Source organism: Sinomonas sp. ASV322 (genome assembly GCF_030908245.1).
Classification (GTDB): Bacteria; Actinomycetota; Actinomycetes; order Actinomycetales; family Micrococcaceae; genus Sinomonas.
Map to the genome: position 1 here is coordinate 538,679 of NZ_JAVFJJ010000001.1, position 17,735 is coordinate 556,413.

At 69.1% G+C, this 17,735-nt stretch carries 14 protein-coding genes and 1 riboswitch; of the genes, 5 read left to right on the plus strand and 9 right to left on the minus strand.

Translation table 11 applies throughout. The features are described from left to right. Nucleotides 1-19 precede the first annotated feature (19 nt). Nucleotides 20-2,626 (minus strand): PHP domain-containing protein, encoded by a 2,607-nt coding sequence (locus RBS12_RS02460; RefSeq protein ID WP_307964445.1) that lies wholly within the window; start codon nt 2,624-2,626, stop codon nt 20-22. A gap of 98 nt (nt 2,627-2,724) precedes the next feature. Between RBS12_RS02460 and RBS12_RS02465 the strand changes: the two genes are divergently transcribed. Continuing rightward, the gene (locus RBS12_RS02465) at nt 2,725-3,477 is read left to right on the plus strand and encodes an SOS response-associated peptidase (protein ID WP_307964446.1); all 753 of its coding nucleotides are present in this window, start codon (nt 2,725-2,727) and stop codon (nt 3,475-3,477) included. A gap of 30 nt (nt 3,478-3,507) precedes the next feature. Here RBS12_RS02465 and RBS12_RS02470 read toward each other — a convergent pair whose 3' ends face one another. From RBS12_RS02470 to kdpA, 5 genes are all read right to left on the minus strand, one after another. Continuing rightward, nucleotides 3,508-4,182 carry a response regulator gene (locus tag RBS12_RS02470; RefSeq protein WP_307964447.1) on the minus strand — a complete coding sequence of 225 codons (675 nt, stop codon included), beginning with the start codon at nt 4,180-4,182 and terminating at the stop codon, nt 3,508-3,510. 69 nt (nt 4,183-4,251) lie between these two features. Further along, complete coding sequence (locus tag RBS12_RS02475) at nt 4,252-6,774, minus strand: DUF4118 domain-containing protein (RefSeq protein WP_307964448.1); 2,523 nt, start codon at nt 6,772-6,774, stop codon at nt 4,252-4,254. A gap of 48 nt (nt 6,775-6,822) precedes the next feature. Next, nucleotides 6,823-7,404, minus strand: coding sequence for a K(+)-transporting ATPase subunit C (kdpC, locus tag RBS12_RS02480; protein WP_307964449.1), 582 nt, complete (start codon nt 7,402-7,404; stop codon nt 6,823-6,825). A 27-nt stretch (nt 7,405-7,431) separates the two neighbouring features. Continuing rightward, nucleotides 7,432-9,630: a potassium-transporting ATPase subunit KdpB gene (gene kdpB / locus RBS12_RS02485; RefSeq protein ID WP_307964450.1), complete on the minus strand. Its 2,199-nt coding sequence runs from the start codon at nt 9,628-9,630 to the stop codon at nt 7,432-7,434. Further along, nucleotides 9,627-11,267 carry a potassium-transporting ATPase subunit KdpA gene (kdpA, locus tag RBS12_RS02490; RefSeq protein WP_307964451.1) on the minus strand — a complete coding sequence of 547 codons (1,641 nt, stop codon included), beginning with the start codon at nt 11,265-11,267 and terminating at the stop codon, nt 9,627-9,629. Before kdpA ends, kdpB begins: the two co-directional genes overlap by 4 nt. Before the next feature lie 467 nt (nt 11,268-11,734). Between kdpA and RBS12_RS02495 the strand changes: the two genes are divergently transcribed. Continuing rightward, a complete protein-coding gene (locus tag RBS12_RS02495) occupies nt 11,735-13,714 on the plus strand; it encodes an amino acid transporter (protein WP_307964452.1) in 1,980 nt (659 codons plus the stop codon). A gap of 54 nt (nt 13,715-13,768) precedes the next feature. Continuing rightward, nucleotides 13,769-14,314 carry a hypothetical protein gene (locus RBS12_RS02500; protein ID WP_307964453.1) on the plus strand — a complete coding sequence of 182 codons (546 nt, stop codon included), beginning with the start codon at nt 13,769-13,771 and terminating at the stop codon, nt 14,312-14,314. A gap of 13 nt (nt 14,315-14,327) precedes the next feature. On the opposite strand, the gene crcB (RBS12_RS02505) is transcribed toward RBS12_RS02500, so the two are convergent. Genes crcB (RBS12_RS02505) through RBS12_RS02515 form a run of 3 tightly spaced genes read right to left on the minus strand, consistent with a single transcriptional unit; the run spans nt 14,328 to nt 15,740 of the window. Continuing rightward, nucleotides 14,328-14,699 carry a fluoride efflux transporter CrcB gene (gene crcB / locus RBS12_RS02505; protein ID WP_307964454.1) on the minus strand — a complete coding sequence of 124 codons (372 nt, stop codon included), beginning with the start codon at nt 14,697-14,699 and terminating at the stop codon, nt 14,328-14,330. Further along, the gene (gene crcB / locus RBS12_RS02510; RefSeq protein ID WP_307964455.1) at nt 14,696-15,193 is read right to left on the minus strand and encodes a fluoride efflux transporter CrcB; all 498 of its coding nucleotides are present in this window, start codon (nt 15,191-15,193) and stop codon (nt 14,696-14,698) included. Before crcB (RBS12_RS02510) ends, crcB (RBS12_RS02505) begins: the two co-directional genes overlap by 4 nt. Beyond that, nucleotides 15,180-15,740 carry a universal stress protein gene (locus RBS12_RS02515; RefSeq protein ID WP_307964456.1) on the minus strand — a complete coding sequence of 187 codons (561 nt, stop codon included), beginning with the start codon at nt 15,738-15,740 and terminating at the stop codon, nt 15,180-15,182. Before RBS12_RS02515 ends, crcB (RBS12_RS02510) begins: the two co-directional genes overlap by 14 nt. 53 nt (nt 15,741-15,793) lie before the next feature. Then, nucleotides 15,794-15,874, minus strand: a riboswitch (Fluoride riboswitch). Nucleotides 15,875-16,007: 133 nt separating this feature from the next. On the opposite strand from RBS12_RS02515, the gene RBS12_RS02520 reads away from it, so the two are divergent. Further along, nucleotides 16,008-17,051: an NAD(P)-dependent alcohol dehydrogenase gene (locus tag RBS12_RS02520; protein WP_307964457.1), complete on the plus strand. Its 1,044-nt coding sequence runs from the start codon at nt 16,008-16,010 to the stop codon at nt 17,049-17,051. A 109-nt stretch (nt 17,052-17,160) separates the two neighbouring features. Then, entirely contained in the window at nt 17,161-17,421 is a 261-nt protein-coding gene (locus RBS12_RS02525; RefSeq protein WP_307964458.1) for a mycoredoxin, read from the plus strand. Nucleotides 17,422-17,735: the final 314 nt, after the last annotated feature.

Here is a 17,735-nt window from a genome sequence, read left to right on the forward strand (position 1 = left end):
GGCGTGCGCACCCCCGCCGTCACGCAGCCGGCACGGACGACGGCGGGACTCCAGGGCGGTTGGGGACTTCGGCCTCGGCGATGTCGAGGGTGAGCTGCCCGTCGATCGACGTGCCCCAGTGCGAGGACGGCGGAGCCGGAGGTGCGAGCTGCTCGACGAGATCCGCTCCGCTCCCCCGGCTCACGGCCGCTCGGTGCAGCGAATCGAACGCCCCAGCCTGAGCGAGGCGCCGCACGCTCGCCCTGCTCGGCCGCGCCCGATCCAGAAGGTCCGCGATCGACGTGTATGGCTGTCCCGCCACAATCCGTCGAAGGTCATTCCGGGAGAGGCCGTGGATGTCCCTGAGCGCGGGGCGGATGCCGAGCTTGCCGGCGTCCGGCCCCGAATCGATCCGTTCGACGCAGTATCCGTCGCGGCTTTCGTTGGTGTCCGGCGGCAGGATCGGGATACCGAGCCGACGCGCCTCCGCGACGAGGAGGCTCCTGGGATATGTTCCTGAACGGTGCTCGAACATCCCCGCAAGGAACGCTTCGGGATGATGCGTCGCGAGCCACGCCGACTGGTAGGCGGGCAGCGCGGACGTGGCCCCGTGGGCTCGGGAGCTGCCAACCGCTGTGATGAGGTCGTTGAAGTCGCGGGGCGCCGTGCTCCCCGCAGCCGTGCGCCGGCCCGGGGACTCGACCGGCCGACCGCCAAGCGTGTGGGTCGAGCGGATGAGCTCGTACGTGGGCTCGTCGTCGAGGGGAATGGCATCGAGGTCGATCCGCGCGTCCTCGTGGGCGCCTTCGGGACCTGCAGCCGAGCCTCCGCGAATCCGCGCAATCTCGCGCACGGCGAAGGCCATCGTGCTCTGGAGGGGCGCTCCGTGGATGCCGAGCGTGAGCAGCCCCATGGAGTCCAGGTCGTGCCGGTCGAACTGGCTCATCGGCAGGCCTCGGCCGCTCGGCTGCACGGGCGTTCGGTCGAGCAGGCGCGCGTCGCCCAGAATCAGCCCGCCCGGATGCATCGACAGGAGACGCGACTGCTGGTCAAGGACCTCGGTCGCGTCCACGGATAGCTCGAGCTGGCCCTCCTGCCCCGCGTGCGGGGCCACCGCGCGCAGCTCAGCCTCCTGAAGGATGCTGCCGGGACCGCCCACGAGCGCGACGCGCTCGGCGCCGAAGCGCTTGAAGACCTGCCGGTGCACGGTGAGGCACGCAGCGTGCTCGACGGCGAAGCCTATGCGCGGGAGCGTGCGGCCATCGCGGGGAAGGAATTCCTCGAAGCTCAGCCGGTGCCGCAGCGGATCGACGTGGCTGATCCCGAGGACATAATTGACCACGCTCGAGGCGCCCGAGCCTTGCACCGCCGACCGAACGCCCATGCCGCGGATCGTCTCCGCCAACTCGGCGACCGCGAGGAAGTAAGGCGCGACGCCGAGGCCGTCGATGACGCCGAGCTCATGCTCAAGCCGCGCAGCAACCCGGTCGTCGGTATCCCCCACGGCGCCCGGATAGCGGTCCGGAACGGCGGCGCGGCAGCGCTCGGCGAGCACGCGGATCGGTTCCCCGGTCACGCCGAGGACGGACGCCTCGGGGACGACTGGCCGCCGCCATCCGGCGTCGGCGGCAGGATCGAGCCGACAGCGGTCCGCGATCCGCTCCGTGTTGCCGAGGAGGTTCGCGAGGTCCTTCGCTCCGAGGCCCGCCGCGTGCACGATCTCGCGCCCGAGGCGATGCATGAGTGCCGCGGGCTTGAGCCAGCTGTGCCCCGTAGCGACGTCCGAGGCCTCGCCGGGCGGCATGGGCGCGCGGACGGCGGCGAGGACCGCCGCCGCTTGGGCGCGGGCCATGTCTGCGCGGGCCGCTTCGCCCCGAGGGGCGTCAGGGCGGGCCGATTCTGCGGCGGCCTCGTCAACGTGGCGGACCGCGTTCGTGAGCACTGCCGGGATGCTGTGCTCGCTCGCGAGACGGAGCATGCGCACGGCGTGCGCAGTACTAAGCGGTCGGCCGGGACCGGTCAGCTGGGTCACGAGCTCGACGGCGAGGGCACCCGCCGGCATGACGTCGAGCCACTCGCGGAACAGCGTTCGCGGGCGTAAGAACCGCTGCCCGGACAACGCGCGGCCAACGTCCGAATCCGGTCCGATGAGCACGGTCAGGACGGGCCTTCCGGTGTCGGGGTCGACGCACCGCGCGGCGAGCTCCGAGCGCAGGACGCCGACCGGCACCGGGCCGTTCCTCGTGGCCTTGGTCGCCGCGTGGGCGTCGGAGACGAGCCGGCACAGGGCCCTCCAGCCCGCCCCGCCGTTGCTCCCGTGGGCGAGCACGACGACGCGCCCCGCCACCCCGCGGGAACCGCGCCGTGGCCGCCGCGCACCTCGGCGAGCGCCGTCGTCGTCCTCTTCTGCGTGAACCTCGGCGGGTTCGGCGAGGATCGGGAGGTCGACGCCGACGATCGGATCGATCCCCGCGGCAAGGCACGCGCCGATGTGCCTGACGGCGCCGTAGAGGCCGTCGCGGTCCGTGCGGGCGAGCGCGGTGGCGCCGTCGGCCGCGGCGGCGGCCACGAAATCGTCGGGACGGGACCCGCCGCCAAATGAGCTGAACGCGCTCGCGACGTGCAGATGCGTGAACGGTTCAGGCACGGGCTCTCTCACTCGGCTTCTTGGTCTTCTACCCAAAGTCTTCGAAGATAGTTTCGAACAATCCCAGTCTAGCCACGGCGTCAGGGGCGAGGTGAATAATGAGCAGCATGTGCGGGAGATACGTCATGGCGAGGGGCGTCGGCGACCTCGTGGCCGAATTCGACGTCGACGAGACCTATGTCGACGAACTCGACGCGTCCTACAACATCGCTCCGACCGACCCCGTGCCGCTCATCCTCGACCGGAAGGACAAGGACAGTGGCAGCGTCTCGCGGAAGCTCGTGACTGCGCGATGGGGACTCGTGCCCTCGTGGTCGAAGGACGCGAAGGGGGCCGCGAAGCTCATCAACGCCCGGCGCGAGACCATCACCGAGAAACCCTCGTTCCGCAAGGCAGCCGCCCAGCGCCGCGCTCTCGTGCCGGCGGACGGCTACTACGAGTGGCAGCAGGAGCTCGTGGGCGGCAAGATCCACAAGATCCCGACGTATCTCCATGAGGTCGAGAACGGCGTGCTCGCGTTCGCGGCGCTGTTCGAAAACTGGCCCGACCCCGCTCTCCCGGCGGACGATCCCGCCCGTTGGCTCCGCACGTGCACGATCATCACGGCCCCCGCCGCAGACTCGATCGGGCACATCCACGACCGGACCCCGCTCATCGTGCCCAAGGACCTGTGGGCGGAGTGGCTCGACCCCGAGACAACGTCCGAGGCCGACATCCGCAGCCTCGTCGACTCGATGCCCGAACCGCACCTCGTTCCCAGGGTCGTCGGCAGTCTCGTCAACAGCGTGAGGAACAACGGCCCCGAGCTCATCGAGGCGGCCGGTCCCGAGTCGGGAACGCTCTTTTCCTGATGCTCGCGCCAGCGCGCTCGGCGAGGTGCGCTACTCCTCGAACCGGTAGCCCAGCCCGGCCTCGGTGATGAGGTGTTTCGGCCGCGCGGGGTCGGTTTCCAGCTTGCGGCGCAGCTGGGCCATGTAGACACGAAGGTACTGGGTTTCCTCGCCGTAGGCCGGCCCCCACACCGTCTGGAGGAGCTGGCGCTGGGTCACGAGGTTCCCCCGGTTGGCGACAAGCATCTGCAGGACGCCCCACTCGCGCGGCGTGAGGTGCACTCGCTCGCCGTCGCGCGTCACGGTCGCGGCGCCGAGGTTGATGTGGAGGTCCCCCACGTCCACGACGCCGCCGGGCGGGACGTGCGCCGAGCGGCGCTCGACGGCGCGCAGGCGCGCGAGCAGTTCGTCGAGGCCGAACGGCTTCGTCACGTAGTCGTCGGCGCCGGCGTCGAGCGCCTCGACCTTGTCTGCCGAGCCGTGTCGCGCCGAGAGCACGACGATCGGCATGTCCGACCAGCCGCGGATGCCGCGGATCACCTCTGAGCCGTCCATGTCCGGGAGCCCGAGGTCCAGCACGAGCACGTCGGGAGGATTGGAGGCGGCGAGGTGGAGAGCCTGCGTGCCGTTCTCAGCGGTGGCGACGGCGTACCCTTCGGCCCTGAGATTGATCTGAAGGGCGCGCAGGAGCTGCGGCTCGTCGTCGACCACAAGAACCCGTTTCATCGCCGCCCTTCTTCTTCGCGTCCCTGAGCCGCCGACCTCCGGTGCGGCGGCGCTCCCTGGATCTTCCACTCAATCCCGGGGCCCAGCGTACAGCGGCATGCGCAGGACCATCGTGAGGCCGCCTCCCGGAGTCGGTTCGGCGGCGAGCTCGCCGCCCATCGCCTCGATGAAGCCCTTCGCGACGGCGAGCCCGAGGCCGATGCCCGAGCCTTTCGCCTCGTCGCCAAGGCGCTGGAACGGCTGGAACATCGCCATGACCCGTTCGGCCGGCACACCCGTGCCGTGGTCGACGACGCGAAGTTCGCTCACCGGCCGGTCGCCGACGCTCGGCGAGAGCAGGCCACCCGTCGTCGCGACGATCACGATGTCGCTGCCGCCCGCGTATTTGACGGCGTTCTCGGCGACGTTCGCGAGGACGCGCTCGAGGAGGCCGCGGTCGCCGTCGAGCGCTGGGAGATTGGGCGCGAGATCGACGCGCACCGAGTCGGCCGGCAGCTCCGAGACGACGTCGGAGACGACGTCGAGCCACGTCACGGGCTCGTGGAGGACGCTGAGCACCGCGCTGTCGATGCGGGACATGTCGAGGAGGTTCGCCACGAGGTTCTCAAGCCGGCCCGAGTAGCCGTCAATCGTTTCCAGCATCTCGGCCTGTTCCTCGGGAGTGGTCTTCCCGCGCTGGCGCCGTAGCGCCGTCACGGCGAGGCGAATTCCGGCGAGCGGCGTGCGGAGATCATGCGAGACGGCCCGCAGGATAGACGTGCGGATGCGGTTTGCCTCGCCCAGCTTGACCGTTTCGCGGAGGCTCACGGCGAGCTCTTGCCGTTCGAGCAGGGCCGAGAGATGGGCCTCGAAGGCCGCGAGGAGTCGCCGCTCTCCCCCGCTGAGCGCGCGACCCTTCCACGCGATGGTGAGGCCCGGCTCAAGGTGGTCGGCGCCGTCGGCCTCGTCGGGGTTCGCCGGGGCACCTTGGCCGGCGCGCGCCCGCACGGCCCACGAGCTGTCGCCGTCCTGCGAGAGGACGCTCACCGACGCGAGCTGAAACTCGCCGCGCAGCTGCTCGAGGAACTCCTCGGCGCTTTGGTCCCGCGCGAGGGAGCCGCGCGCCAGCTCGCTGAGCGTCCCCGCCTCGGTGCGGGCGCGGGCGGCGTCCCGGGACCGGCGGCTCGAGACGCCCACGACGAGTGAAAACGCGACGGCGACCGCGAGGAAGACTACGAGGGCGAAGAAGTTCTGCGGGTCGTCGATGGTCAGCGTTCCGATGGGCGGGGTGACGAAATAATTGAGAAGAAGGGAATCAAAGACGGCCGCGACGACCGCGGGCCACAGGCCGCCCACGAAGGCGACCACCACGACGCCGGACAGGTGCGCGAGGGCGTGCGTCGTGAGGTTGAGCTCCGGGAACGGCAGGAGCGCGGCCGTCATGGCGATCGGCACGACGAACGCGAGCGCATAGCCGACGATCGTCCGGGCGCGGCCAAGGATCGGCGTGAGCCTTCTGCGGGGCGCACGCCCCGCGAGCGAGTGGGTCACCATGTGCACGTCGATCTCGCCGGAGTTGCGCACGACGGCGCTGCCCACACCTCCGCGTCCGAGCAGCTGCTGGAAGCGCGTGTGCCGCGAGACGCCGACGACGATCTGCGTCGCGTTGACGGTGCGCGCGAAGTCGAGGAGGCTCGCAGCGACGTCGTCGCCCGCAAGCTGCTGATAGGTACCGCCGAGATCCTCGACGAGCTTCCGCTGGATCGCGAGGGGCTGCTCGGAACCCTCCGCGAGGCCATCCGGCCGCCGCACATGGACCGCAAGCAGGTCCCCGCCGCTCACGCGGGTGAGGATGCGCGCCGCACGCCGGATCAAGGCCTCGCCCTCAGGGCCGCCCGTGAGCGCGACGACGACGCGCTCGCGGGCCGGCCACGTCTCGTCGATCCGGTGCCGCTGACGGTACTGTGCGAGCCCCTCCTCGACCCTGTCCGCGAGCCAGATGAGCGCGATCTCGCGCAAGGCCGCGAGGTTGCCGAGCCGGAAGTAGTTGGCCAGGGCCGCGTCGATCTTGTCCGGCGCATACACGAGCCCCGAGCTGAGACGCTGCCGCAGGAGCTCGGGAGGGATGTCGACAAGCTCGATCTGGTCCGCCTTGCGGACGATCGCGTCCGGGATCATCTCCTGCTGACGCGTGCCGGTGATGGCCTCGACCACGTCGTTGAGCGACGCGAGGTGCTGGACGTTGACGGTCGTGAGGACGTTGATGCCCGCGTCGAGGAGCTCGTCGACGTCCTCCCAGCGCTTTGCGTGCTGGCTCCCGGGCGCGTTGGTGTGCGCGTACTCGTCCACGAGCGCCGTGTGCGGCCGCCGCTTGAGCACCGCATCGACGTCCATCTCGGCGAGGTAGGTGCCGCGGTATTCGACGTCACGCAGCGGCACCTCCTCGAGGCCGTGCACGAGCGCGGCAGTCTGCGCGCGGCCGTGGTCCATGACGACGGCGACCACGACGTCCGTGCCCGACGCGGCAAGCCGATGGGCTTCTTCGAGCATTCCATAGGTCTTGCCGACGCCGGGCGCGGCGCCGAGGAAGATGCGCAGACTGCCGCGTTCCATGCAGCGATTCTTTCAGGTCGATCGTCCTGCGGTGACTTGCCGACCCGCCTACTTCAGCCTTGCGGCGATCGCGAGGTTGAGTTTCGTCGTGTTGACGGCCGGCTGGCCGAGCAGGCTCAGGACGGGGTTGCTCGTGGCCTCGGAAACCATCTTCCGGAGGTCGTCAGCGCTCAGGCCCGTGCCCTTGGCGACCCTGGGCACCTGGAGTTCCGCGTACGCAGGCGAGATGTCCGGGTCGAGTCCCGAGCCCGACGCGGTGACAGCGTCGAGCGGGACGGCCGATTCCGCGACGCCCTCGCGGGCCGCAACAGCCGCCCGCGCGGCTGATTCGGCCTTGGACAAGGCCGGGTCGGACGGGCCGAGGTTCGAGGCGCCCGAGGTCGTGGAATCCCATTTGACGGCGGAGGGCCGGGGGAAGAAGAACCGGGTTTCCGTCTCGGGTACGGCCTGGACGAGGAGGGTCGAGGCCGCTGGCTGTCCGTTGAGCCGCGCGATCGATCCGTTGGCCTGAGCAGAGGCGACGGCCTGGCCGACGCCGAACATGACGAGCGGGTAGAACACGCCGAGAAGCACGGTGGCCACGGCGAGGAAACGGAACGCGGTGCCGAACTGTCGCAGATAGGCGGTCACAGGAAGACTCCCTTCCTTATCGATTGGTCAGTGCAGCCCCGGCACGACGGCCAGGAGCAAGTCGATGATCTTGATGCCGATGAACGGAGCAACGAGCCCGCCGACCCCGTAGATCAGCAGGTTCCTCCGCAGCGCCTGCTGGGCGGACACGGCCCGGTAGCGCACGCCGCGAAGGGCAAGCGGGACGAGCAGCACGATGATGATCGCGTTGAAGACGACCGCGGCCATGATGGCGCTCTTCGGGCTCGTCAGGCCCATGATGTTCAGCAAGCCCAGACCGGGGAACACGGCCACGAACAACGCGGGGATGATCGCGAAGTACTTCGCGACGTCGTTCGCCACAGAGAACGTCGTCAGTGAACCGCGCGTGATGAGCAGCTGCTTGCCGATCGCGACGACGTCGATGAGCTTCGTCGGGTCCGAATCGAGGTCCACCATGTTGGCGGCTTCCTTCGCGGCCTGCGTGCCGGAGTTCATCGCGACGCCGACGTCCGCGGCCGCGAGGGCCGGTGCGTCATTCGTGCCGTCGCCGGTCATCGCGACGAGCTGGCCGGCTGCCTGCTCCTGACGGATGCGGGTGAGCTTGTCCTCTGGGGTGGCTTCGGCCAGATAGTCGTCGACACCCGCCTCCTTCGCGATCGCCGCCGCGGTGAGCTTGTTGTCGCCCGTGATCATGACCGTGCGGATGCCCATGCGGCGCAGGGCCGCGAAACGTTCCGCAATGCCGGGCTTGACCACGTCGGCGAGGTGAATGGTACCGAGGACGCGCGGTCTCTGCTCACCTTGCTGATCGTCGCCGTCGTCCGTCGCCACGACGAGCGGAGTGCCGCCGTCGCTCGCGATGGCGTCGACGTCGTCGCGCACGCCCGGAGGGAGGTCGCCACCCAGCTCGCGCACCCAGTGGGCGACGGCGGAGGCCGCGCCCTTGCGGTACCGGCGGTGGCCGTCGTCGAGCCCGCTCATGCGCGTCGTCGCCGTGAACTGGACGGCCGTGACGTGGCCGCCGCGCTCACGGGCGAGCTCGGCCAGGTCCGGACCGGCGGCACTGGCGCCGTCCTTGCTGCGCTCGGCCGCAAGGTCAACGATCGAGCGGCCCTCGGGGGTCTCGTCCGCGAGGGAGGAGAGGCGCGCCGCCTCGATCAACTCGCCCACCGGCACCCCGGGCGCGGGAAGGAAGTCCACCGCGCGGCGGTTGCCGAACGTGATCGTGCCGGTCTTGTCGAGCAGGAGCGTCGTGATGTCGCCGGCCGTCTCGACCGCGCGGCCGCTCGTGGCGAGGACGTTGTGCCTGACGAGCCGGTCCATGCCGGCGATGCCGATGGCGGGGACGAGCGCCCCGATCGTCGTCGGAATGAGGCACACGAGCAGGGCCACGAGAACCACGGGCGAGGGAATTGATCCCGCGAAGTTCGCGAACGGCACGAGCGCGACGGTGACGACGAGGAACACGATCGTGAGCGCGACGAGCAGGACGTGGAGCGCGATCTCGTTCGGCGTCTTCTGCCGCTCCGCGCCCTCGACGAGGGCGATCATCCGATCGATGAACGTCTGGCCCGGGTCAGCCGTGATGCGCACGACGATCCGGTCCGAGATGACCTTCGTGCCGCCGGTCACAGCCGAGCGGTCGCCGCCGGACTCGCGCACCACGGGGGCCGACTCGCCGGTGATCGCCGACTCGTCGACCATGGCCAGGCCCTCGATGATCTCGCCGTCGGACGGGATCACGTCGCCGGCCTCGCAGACCACAAGGTCGCCCTTGCGAAGATCCGGCGCCGGAACGGCCTCCTCGAGGGGACCGTTGATCTTGCGCGCCACGAGCCCCTGGCGTCCGGCGCGGAGACTGTCGGCCTGGGCCTTGCCACGGCCCTCGGCGAGGGCTTCGGAGAAGTTCGCGAAGAGGACGGTCAGCAGCAGCCATACCGTGACGACGAGGCTGAAGACGACGTCGGGGCTGTCCTGGACGATCTGGACACCACACGCGATGGCGGAGACCACGGTGCCGAGGAGCACCGTGAACATGACCGGCGAGTGCCTCATCTGCCGCGGGTCGAGCTTGACGAAGGACCCCGGGATCGCGGTGAGGATGAGCTGGCGGTTGAACGCCTTGCGACGCTTATACGCGTGCCCCGATAGCTCCGTGACGCGGGGCGCGGGCCCGGGCCCGGGCGCGCCGTGCGGCGGCTGGGGTTGGCCCTGGGTGCCGTATCTGGTGGGGGTGGTAGTCATCTGAGGGTTCCCTCTGCAATGGGTCCCAGCGCCAAGGCCGGGAAGTAGTTCAGGGCACTAAAGAGGACGGCGACGGTTCCGAGGAGGCCCGCGAAGAGCGGCCCGTACGTCGGGAGCGTTCCGGGCGAGGGCGGGATGGGCTCCTGCTTGGCAAAGCAGCCAGCCAGGGCCAGGACCAGCACCATCGGCAGGACGCGCCCGAGCCACATCGCCACGTTGATGAGCGAGGAGATGATCGGGTCGGAGGCGCTGATGCCTGCAAAGGCAGAGCCGTTGTTGTTCGTCGCGGACGTGAACGCATAGAGCAGTTCGCTGAACTGGTGCGGACCGGGGGCGGGCGCGTCCGCGACGACGGAAGGTATCAGGACCGCTGCGCCGGTCAGCACGAGCACGAGCACCGGGGTGACCAGCAGATACAGCGCCGCGAGGGTCATGTGCCGGGCCTGAATCTTCTTGCCCAGGTATTCGGGTGTGCGCCCGACCATGAGACCACCGAGGAACACCGCCACGATGGCCAGGATGAGCATGCCGTAGAGGCCGGAGCCGACGCCACCCGGGGCGACCTCCCCCAGCATCATGTCGAACATGGCTATGCCTCCCGCGAGAGGTGGGAGAGAGTCGTGCGCGGCGTTGACGGCGCCCGTCGACGTGAGGGTCGTCGCGGTGGCGAAGATTCCGCTCGCGGCGGGACCGAAGCGTTGCTCGAGTCCTTCGCCCAGACTCGGCCAAGCGGCGACGGCCCACGCCATAAGGCTTGTGGTGATGATCCACAGTGCAGCCATGACCGTCAGGATGGTGAAGCCCTGCTTCCGGCTGCCAACCATGCGTCCGAACGTGTACGGGAGCGAGAACGGGATCGCCAGAAGCAGGAAGACCTCGAACAGGTTCGTGAAGGCGTTCGGGTTCTCGAATGGGTGCGCCGAGTTGGCGTTGAAGTACCCGCCGCCGTTCGTGCCCAGGATCTTGATGGCCTCCTGGCTCGCGACCGGGCCCCCGGGGATGGTCTGGGAGACGCCCGTGAGCGGATTGGTCACCGCGGTGGGCCAGAAGTTCTGGACAACGCCGGCGACCACAAGGACGGCCGCGGCAAGCGCCGCGAGCGGGAGGAGAACGCGGAACGTGATGCGGGTCATATCGACCCAGAAGTTCCCGAGCGAGTCGGTACCCTTCCGGGCGAAGCCACGCACGAGCGCGAAGGCTATCGCGATGCCGACGGCGGCGGAGACGAAGTTCTGCACGGCGAGGAAGGCCATCTGGATCACGAATCCGACGGTCGACTCTGGTGTGTACGACTGCCAGTTGGTGTTGGTGATGAACGAGATGGCGGTGTTCATGGCCACCCACGGGTCCACGCCCGCGATCTGTCCCCCGGACAGGAGCGGCTGGACGCGCTGGCCGACGTACAGCAGGATGACGCCTGCCGCGGAGAGCGCGACCACGCTCCGCGCGTAGGCCTTCCACGTCTGGGCGCTGTCCGGGCCGACACCGGCCGCCTTGTAGATCCAGCGCTCGAATGGGCGGTGTCCTTCGCCATCGGCAACCTTAGCGAGGTAGGCGCCCAGCGGCTGGTGTACCGCGCCAAGCGCAACGATCAGGATCGCGATCTGAGTGATGAATGAGAGGAAGCTGAACTGCATCGCCTACTTGCCTCCCGGTCGGAACAACTGGTCCACGAGGTAGACACACAGAATCAGTGCGAGCAAGCCCAGGAGGGCCCAGGCGATGACGGCGCCGCTCACTTCCCGTCCACCAGCTTCGAGAGCGCGGACGTGCACCACATCACGAGGCCCGCGAGCACCAAGAAGATCGCGACAACGGCCACGTCGGCCATGACATTCCCCTTCCACGGCCGCACGGTGCGGCCCGTGGAATCAGTGAAGCGCCGGCCGGCGGGCCTGACCGGCGCTTTGACGCCCTCCTTACGTTCCCTCCCCGGACCTTTACACGTCCTTGACGCGCCGACTGGTCTCGGCCCGGGCGATGGCAAAACCTTGACGAACGCCTTGCGTAAGGAACTCGTAAAGCGCCTTCCGAACTGCCCGCGCCCGGTGCTACTTTCGCCTCGATCGGTGAACGCCAGCACGACGAGTCCGGAGGTCTGACCATGACCACGTTGAGTAGACCACCAGCGGACGCAACACGTGGCCGCAGGGCGACCGGCGAGGCCTTGAGAGCGTGGCTCCTTCATGACCTGCACCAGACCCAGGCGATTCACCAAGGACCCCATGCGATTCCGCAGGCCCAGGAGAGGAAGCACCGCTGGTGGCAGGTCATGTGCCTGACCGGTGTGGACCTGTTCTCCTCGCTCGGCTACGCACCCGCCATCGCCGTCGTCGCGGCCGGGGTGCTCTCGCCGCTGGCCACGGTCGTGCTGGTGATCGTGATGCTGCTCGGCGCGCTCCCGGTGTATCGGAGGGTGTCAGTCGAGAGCCACAGCGGCTCAGGCTCGATCGCCATGCTCGAACGCCTGCTCTCGCGGTGGGGCGGCAAGTTCTTCGTGCTCGCGCTGATCGGTTTCGCGGCCACGGACTTCATGATCACCATGACGCTCTCCGCGGCCGACGCCGCGGCGCACCTCATCGCCAACCCGTTCATGCCCGGGTGGCTGCAGGGACAGAACATTGTGGTCACCCTGTTCCTGCTCGCCCTGCTGGCGGCCATCTTCCTGCGCGGATTCAAGGAGGCGATCGGGGTCGCCGTCGTCCTGGTCAGCCTCTATCTGGCGCTCAACGCGGTCCTCGTCGTCGTCACCCTCGGGCAGGCCTTCACCCACCCGGTCCAAATAGGCGACTGGTGGCAGGCCTTGACCACCTCGCAGGGAAACCCGCTCCTCATGATCGGCCTCGCCCTTCTGGTCTTCCCGAAACTCGCCCTCGGCATGTCGGGCTTCGAGACCGGTGTGGCCGTCATGCCGCAGATCCGCGGAGACGCGAGCGACACCGAAGACAACCCCGCTGGGCGTATCAGGGGAACCAAGCGCCTGTTGACGGCCGCGGCGGTCATCATGAGCACCTTCCTCGTGACGACGAGCTTCACCACGGTGGTCCTCATCCCCCAAGACGACTTCCAGCCCGGCGGCCCCGCCGACGGGCGCGCGCTTGCCCTTCTCGCCCACGAATACCTTGGGGCGGGCTTCGGCACGGCCTACGACATCAGCACGATCGCCATCCTGTGGTTCGCCGGCGCCTCGGCCATGGCCGGCCTGCTGAACCTCGTACCCCGGTACCTGCCGCGCTACGGCATGGCCCCCCAATGGACCAAGGCCACCCGGCCCCTCGTCCTCGTCTTCACGGCGGTCGGATTCCTGATCACTCTCATCTTCGCGGCGAACGTCGACGCCCAGGGCGGCGCCTACGCGACCGGTGTGTTGGTTCTCATGACCTCCGCCGCGATCGCCGTCACCCTCTCCGCCCGCCGTCATCGACAGCGTGGCCTCACGGTCGCCTTCGGGGTCATCGCCGTGGTCTTCGTCTACACGACGCTCACGAACATGATCGAACGCCCTGAAGGCATCCAGATCGCCGCCATCTTCATTGCTGCCATCATCGTCATATCGTTCATCTCTCGCGCCAAGCGCTCCTTCGAACTGCACGCCACGAGCATCCGCTTCGACGAGAAGGCGATCGAGTTCATTGCGGAGGCCGAGTCGGGACCCCTTCAGATCATCGCCCACGAGCCCCTCAGGATCACCGGCGAGGCATACCGCCACAAGCTGCAGACAGTGGGCGAGGCGAGCCATCTGCCGGTCGACAACGAGAACGTCATGTTCCTCGAGGTGACGGTCGACGACTCCTCAGACTTCGAAACCCCGCTCGACGTGCACGGGATCATGCGGCACGGATACCGCGTACTGGAAGTCCACGGTCCCGTGATTCCCAATACGATCGCCTCGGTGCTGCTGCACATCCGGGACGTCACCGGGCTCATGCCGCACATCTACTTCCGCTGGACCGAAGGCAATCCCGTGCGGAACCTCTTGCGCTTCATGTTCTTCGGGGAAGGCGAGATCGCGCCGGTCACGAGGGAGGTCCTTCGACAGGCCGTCCCCGACGTCACCCAACGGCCTTGGGTCCACGTCGGCTAGCTTCCCCGCGTGTCATGACTGGCCCGATCCGGACAATCAGGCCAGACTACAGCCGTGACTACGGGCAGATCGGCGGACGGCTTCAACGAATGGGAACAGGAGTTCGCGCCGGGAGAGGCGCAGCAGGGTCAGGCGCGCCCGCGCCTGCGAAACTCCACCCTTGAGAACCTCGAGTTCCTCCTGGGGTCGTGGGAGACGACGCTCTCCCACGCAGAGTTCCTTCCCGAGCCGGATCAGGTAGCCGTCGGGCGCGCGGATTTCGACGTCGTCGAAGATGGCGCGCTCATCGTCATGCGGCAGCTGATCGAGCTCGACGGTCCGCCCGTGGCGCGATGGGTCATCGGCCGCGACGGCTCACGTCCCGACTACACGGTGCTCTATTCGGACGCGCGGGACGTCTCACGGGTTTACCAGATGAGCTTCATGGGAGACACGTGGAGGATCTGGCGCGACGACCCGGCCTTCTCCCAGCGCTTCGAGGCACGGGTGACTCCAGATCGCGCGAGGATGCGCGGCTCGTGGGAGCGGCGTTTCGCCGGCGGGGAGTGGGAGCACGACTTCGACGTGGACTTCTCGCGCATCTCCTCGCCGCAGGCTTAGAGGGTCCGTAGGCTCAGAGGCTCGCGAGGAGGATGCCCAAGGCGGCCGCGATGAGCGTCGCGGCCAGGGTGCCGACCGCGTTGAGGACGGCGACGCCGGGCCGTCGGGCTTGGATGAGCCGTACCGTCTCGACGCTCGCCGTGCTGAAGGTCGTGTAGCCGCCGAGGAAGCCCGTCCCGACGATCGCCTGCAGCTCGAGTGGCGCACCATGGGTGAGCGCTCCCGCGATGAGCCCCAAGAGGAACGATCCCGTGACATTGATGGTGATCGTGCCGAGCGGCAGCGCTGTGCGGGCCTTCGAGCGGACGAGCCCGTCGAGCACGAATCGCGCCCCGGCGCCGACACCCCCGGCCACGCCGAGCAGGACGACCGTCACGGGGTTCACCGGGCGCCCCTCGCGTGGTGGTAGGCCGCAGCCCAGATACCGAGCGCGCTGGCCAGCGTCCCGCCGAGCACGGTCGCCGCGAGGTAGCCGACCCCTTCGGCGCCGCGACCCGCGGCGAAGAGCTTCACGGACTCGACCGCGAACGTGCTGTACGTCGTGAACGCGCCGATGAAGCCCGTCCCGATCAGGAGGCGCAGGACGCGCAGCCCGCCCTCGTCGGGACCCCGCCGGGCGAGCGCCTCAAGGAGGATCCCGAGCACAAAGGCCCCCGCGAGGTTGATGACGAGCGTGGGCAGCGGCCAGCCGTCCGGTGTCGGCACCGCGATCCCGAGCCAATAGCGGCACAGCGCTCCGGCGATTCCGCCCCCGACGACGATGAGGATGTGGCGGGGATTCAGGTGCACAGGACGGTGCGCGGGGCGCACCCCCAGAGTGCCCTCGTCGGCGTCCCGTCGGCCGTGCGGAACGGCGGTCGCTTTCTCAGTGGGTTCCACGACCGTCTCCCCGCGTGACGCCGGCGTTTGGCCGGAGGGGCACGACGACGACGGGCCGGTCCTGCTGATGGGACAGGCGCGCGGCTACCGAGCCCGCAAGGCGTTCTTCCAGCCGATGGGCCAGGCCGCCCTCGCGCGCGCCGACGACGATCGCGGAGGCGCCGAGCTCGTCGGCGAGGGCCGCGAGGGCGTGCGCGGGATCGCCCGTGGGGACGACGAGGCGCCACTCGACGCCTGCGTCCGCGAGTTCGGTACGGAGGACGTCGGTGAGCTCTGAGCGGACCTGGGCGTCGTCGTCGTCCGCATCGGAGTCGATCGGCACGACGGCGACGCGGCCGGCCGGCTCGGCCTCCTGGATCGAAGTCGGATCGGCGTAGGCGAACACAAGGTCGACGCCGAGTCCGTGCGCGAGGTCCACGGCGCGGTGCACGACGGCGAGGCCCTGACCGGGGACGACGCCAACGACAATTGGGCCGGAGAGGCGCCGCGGAGTGTACCCAGAGCGGGCCGTGGGCTGGTCATCCTCGCGGCGGTGCGCGTGAGTCACTGGCTCCTCCTTGACTGGACGCCATTCTTGGCTGGACCGGCAGTCCATCGGCGACAAGGGTAGGAACCATCGGCCGTGCGGCGGTTCGGAGGCCCCTTCAAGGCGTCCCGGCGGGATCCATCGCCGTGACCAGACCATACAACGCGGGCCGCGACGCGTCCATTCTGACTCCTCACGAGCGTGGTACTGTCAGGGCCTCCCCCGCGCGTGCCGCCATCCACTAGCGTCGAAACCGACCCCCACGCCCATCGATCCAGGGAGACACCCTTGCTCACGGTCAACGCCTACGCCGCTGTGTCCGCAACCGCCCCGCTCGAACCCGTCACCATCACGCGCCGGAACGTCGGGCCGAAGGATGTGCTCATCGACATCAGGTACGCCGGCATCTGCCACTCCGACATCCACACCGTGCGCGAGGACTGGGGTCCGCTTCGGCACCCCCTCGTGGTCGGCCACGAGATCGTCGGAATCGTCGCCGAGGTGGGCTCGGAGGTGACACGTCACGCCGTCGGCGACCGCGTCGGTGTCGGCTGCCTCGTGAACTCGTGCCGGACGTGCGAGAACTGCCTCGACGGCGAAGAGCAGTACTGCCTCAACGGCAACACCGGCACCTACGGGAGTGTCGACGCCGACGGGACCATCACCCAGGGAGGCTATTCGACGCATGTCGTGGTGGATGAGGACTTCGTGCTCAGGGTGCCCGAGTCCCTCGACTTCACCGCCGCGGCCCCACTCCTGTGCGCCGGGATCACGACGTACTCGCCCCTGCAGCACTGGAACGCGGGCCCCGGCAAGAAGGTCGCCGTCGTCGGCATGGGCGGCCTCGGGCACATGGCCGTCAAGCTCGCCCACGCCATGGGTGCTGAGGTCACCGTGCTCTCGCGCACGCTGTCGAAGAAGGACGACGGCCTGAGGCTCGGTGCCGATCACTACTACGCGACCGAGGACCCCGAGACGTTCGTGGCACTCAAGAACGGCTTCGACCTCATCGTCAACACCGTCTCGGCGCCGATCGACCTCGACGCCTACCTGAGCCTCCTGCGCCGCAACGGGACGATGGTCAATGTCGGCGCCCCCGCGGAGCCGCTTCCGCTCAGGGTCTTCAGCCTGTTCGGCAACCGGCGGTCCTTCGCCGGCTCGGGCATCGGCGGGATCCGCGAGACCCAGGAGATGCTCGACTTCTGCGCGGAGCACGGCATCCTGCCCGAGACCGAGCTCATCGAAGCGTCGCAGATCAACGATGCGTGGAAGCGAGTCCTCGACTCGGACGTCCGCTACCGCTTCGTCATCGACGCGGCGACGTTCGCCTGACACGCGTCACGCCGGGTCGCGAATGGCGCCCCGGCGTGACCCGTCCGGAATACTTGACGCTCGGGCGCCGTTGCGCCAGCTGAAAGCGATCCACACGAGGAGCACACGCATGCACGAGTTCACCCCTGCCGACGGCACCATCACGATGTTCTCGACGACCTGGTGCGGCTACTGCACCCGGCTCAAGAAGCAGCTCGACGCGCAGGGCATCGGCTATGCGGAAGTGAACATCGAAGAGGTCGCGGGCACGGCGGAACTCGTCGAGACGCTCAACGGCGGCAATCGCACCGTCCCGACGGTGATCTTCCCCGACGGCACGGCAGTGACCAACCCCTCCGCGGCGCAGGTTCGCGAGAAGCTCGGGGTCTGACGGCCCCGCCGAGATCGGGGCGCCTGCCGCCGAGATCGGGGCGCCTGCCGCCGAGATCGGGGCGCCTGCCGCCGAAGTCGGGGCGCCTGCCGCCGAGGTCGGGGCGCTTGCCGCCGAGATCGGCCATTCCGCACGCACGACGACGGCTGGCGCCTTCCACGCGGAAAGCGCCAGCCGTCGTCGAACACGGCAGACCCGACCTCAGCGCCACGCCACCCGACCTCAGCGCCACGCCGCCCGACCTCAGCGCCACGCCACCCGACCTCAGCGCCACGCCACCCGACCTCAGCGCCACGCCGCCCGACCTCAGCGCC

What these genes read in the sequence shown, in the direction of transcription:
- RBS12_RS02465 (WP_307964446.1), top strand. Translation starts at nt 2,725, where the DNA reads ATGAGCAGCATGTGCGGGAGATACGTCATGGCGAGGGGCGTCGGCGAC.
- RBS12_RS02470 (WP_307964447.1), bottom strand. Translation starts at nt 4,182, where the DNA reads ATGAAACGGGTTCTTGTGGTCGACGACGAGCCGCAGCTCCTGCGCGCC.
- RBS12_RS02475 (WP_307964448.1), bottom strand. Translation starts at nt 6,774, where the DNA reads ATGGAACGCGGCAGTCTGCGCATCTTCCTCGGCGCCGCGCCCGGCGTC.
- kdpB (WP_307964450.1), bottom strand. Translation starts at nt 9,630, where the DNA reads ATGACTACCACCCCCACCAGATACGGCACCCAGGGCCAACCCCAGCCG.
- kdpA (WP_307964451.1), bottom strand. Translation starts at nt 11,267, where the DNA reads ATGCAGTTCAGCTTCCTCTCATTCATCACTCAGATCGCGATCCTGATC.
- RBS12_RS02495 (WP_307964452.1), top strand. Translation starts at nt 11,735, where the DNA reads ATGACCACGTTGAGTAGACCACCAGCGGACGCAACACGTGGCCGCAGG.
- RBS12_RS02525 (WP_307964458.1), top strand. Translation starts at nt 17,161, where the DNA reads ATGCACGAGTTCACCCCTGCCGACGGCACCATCACGATGTTCTCGACG.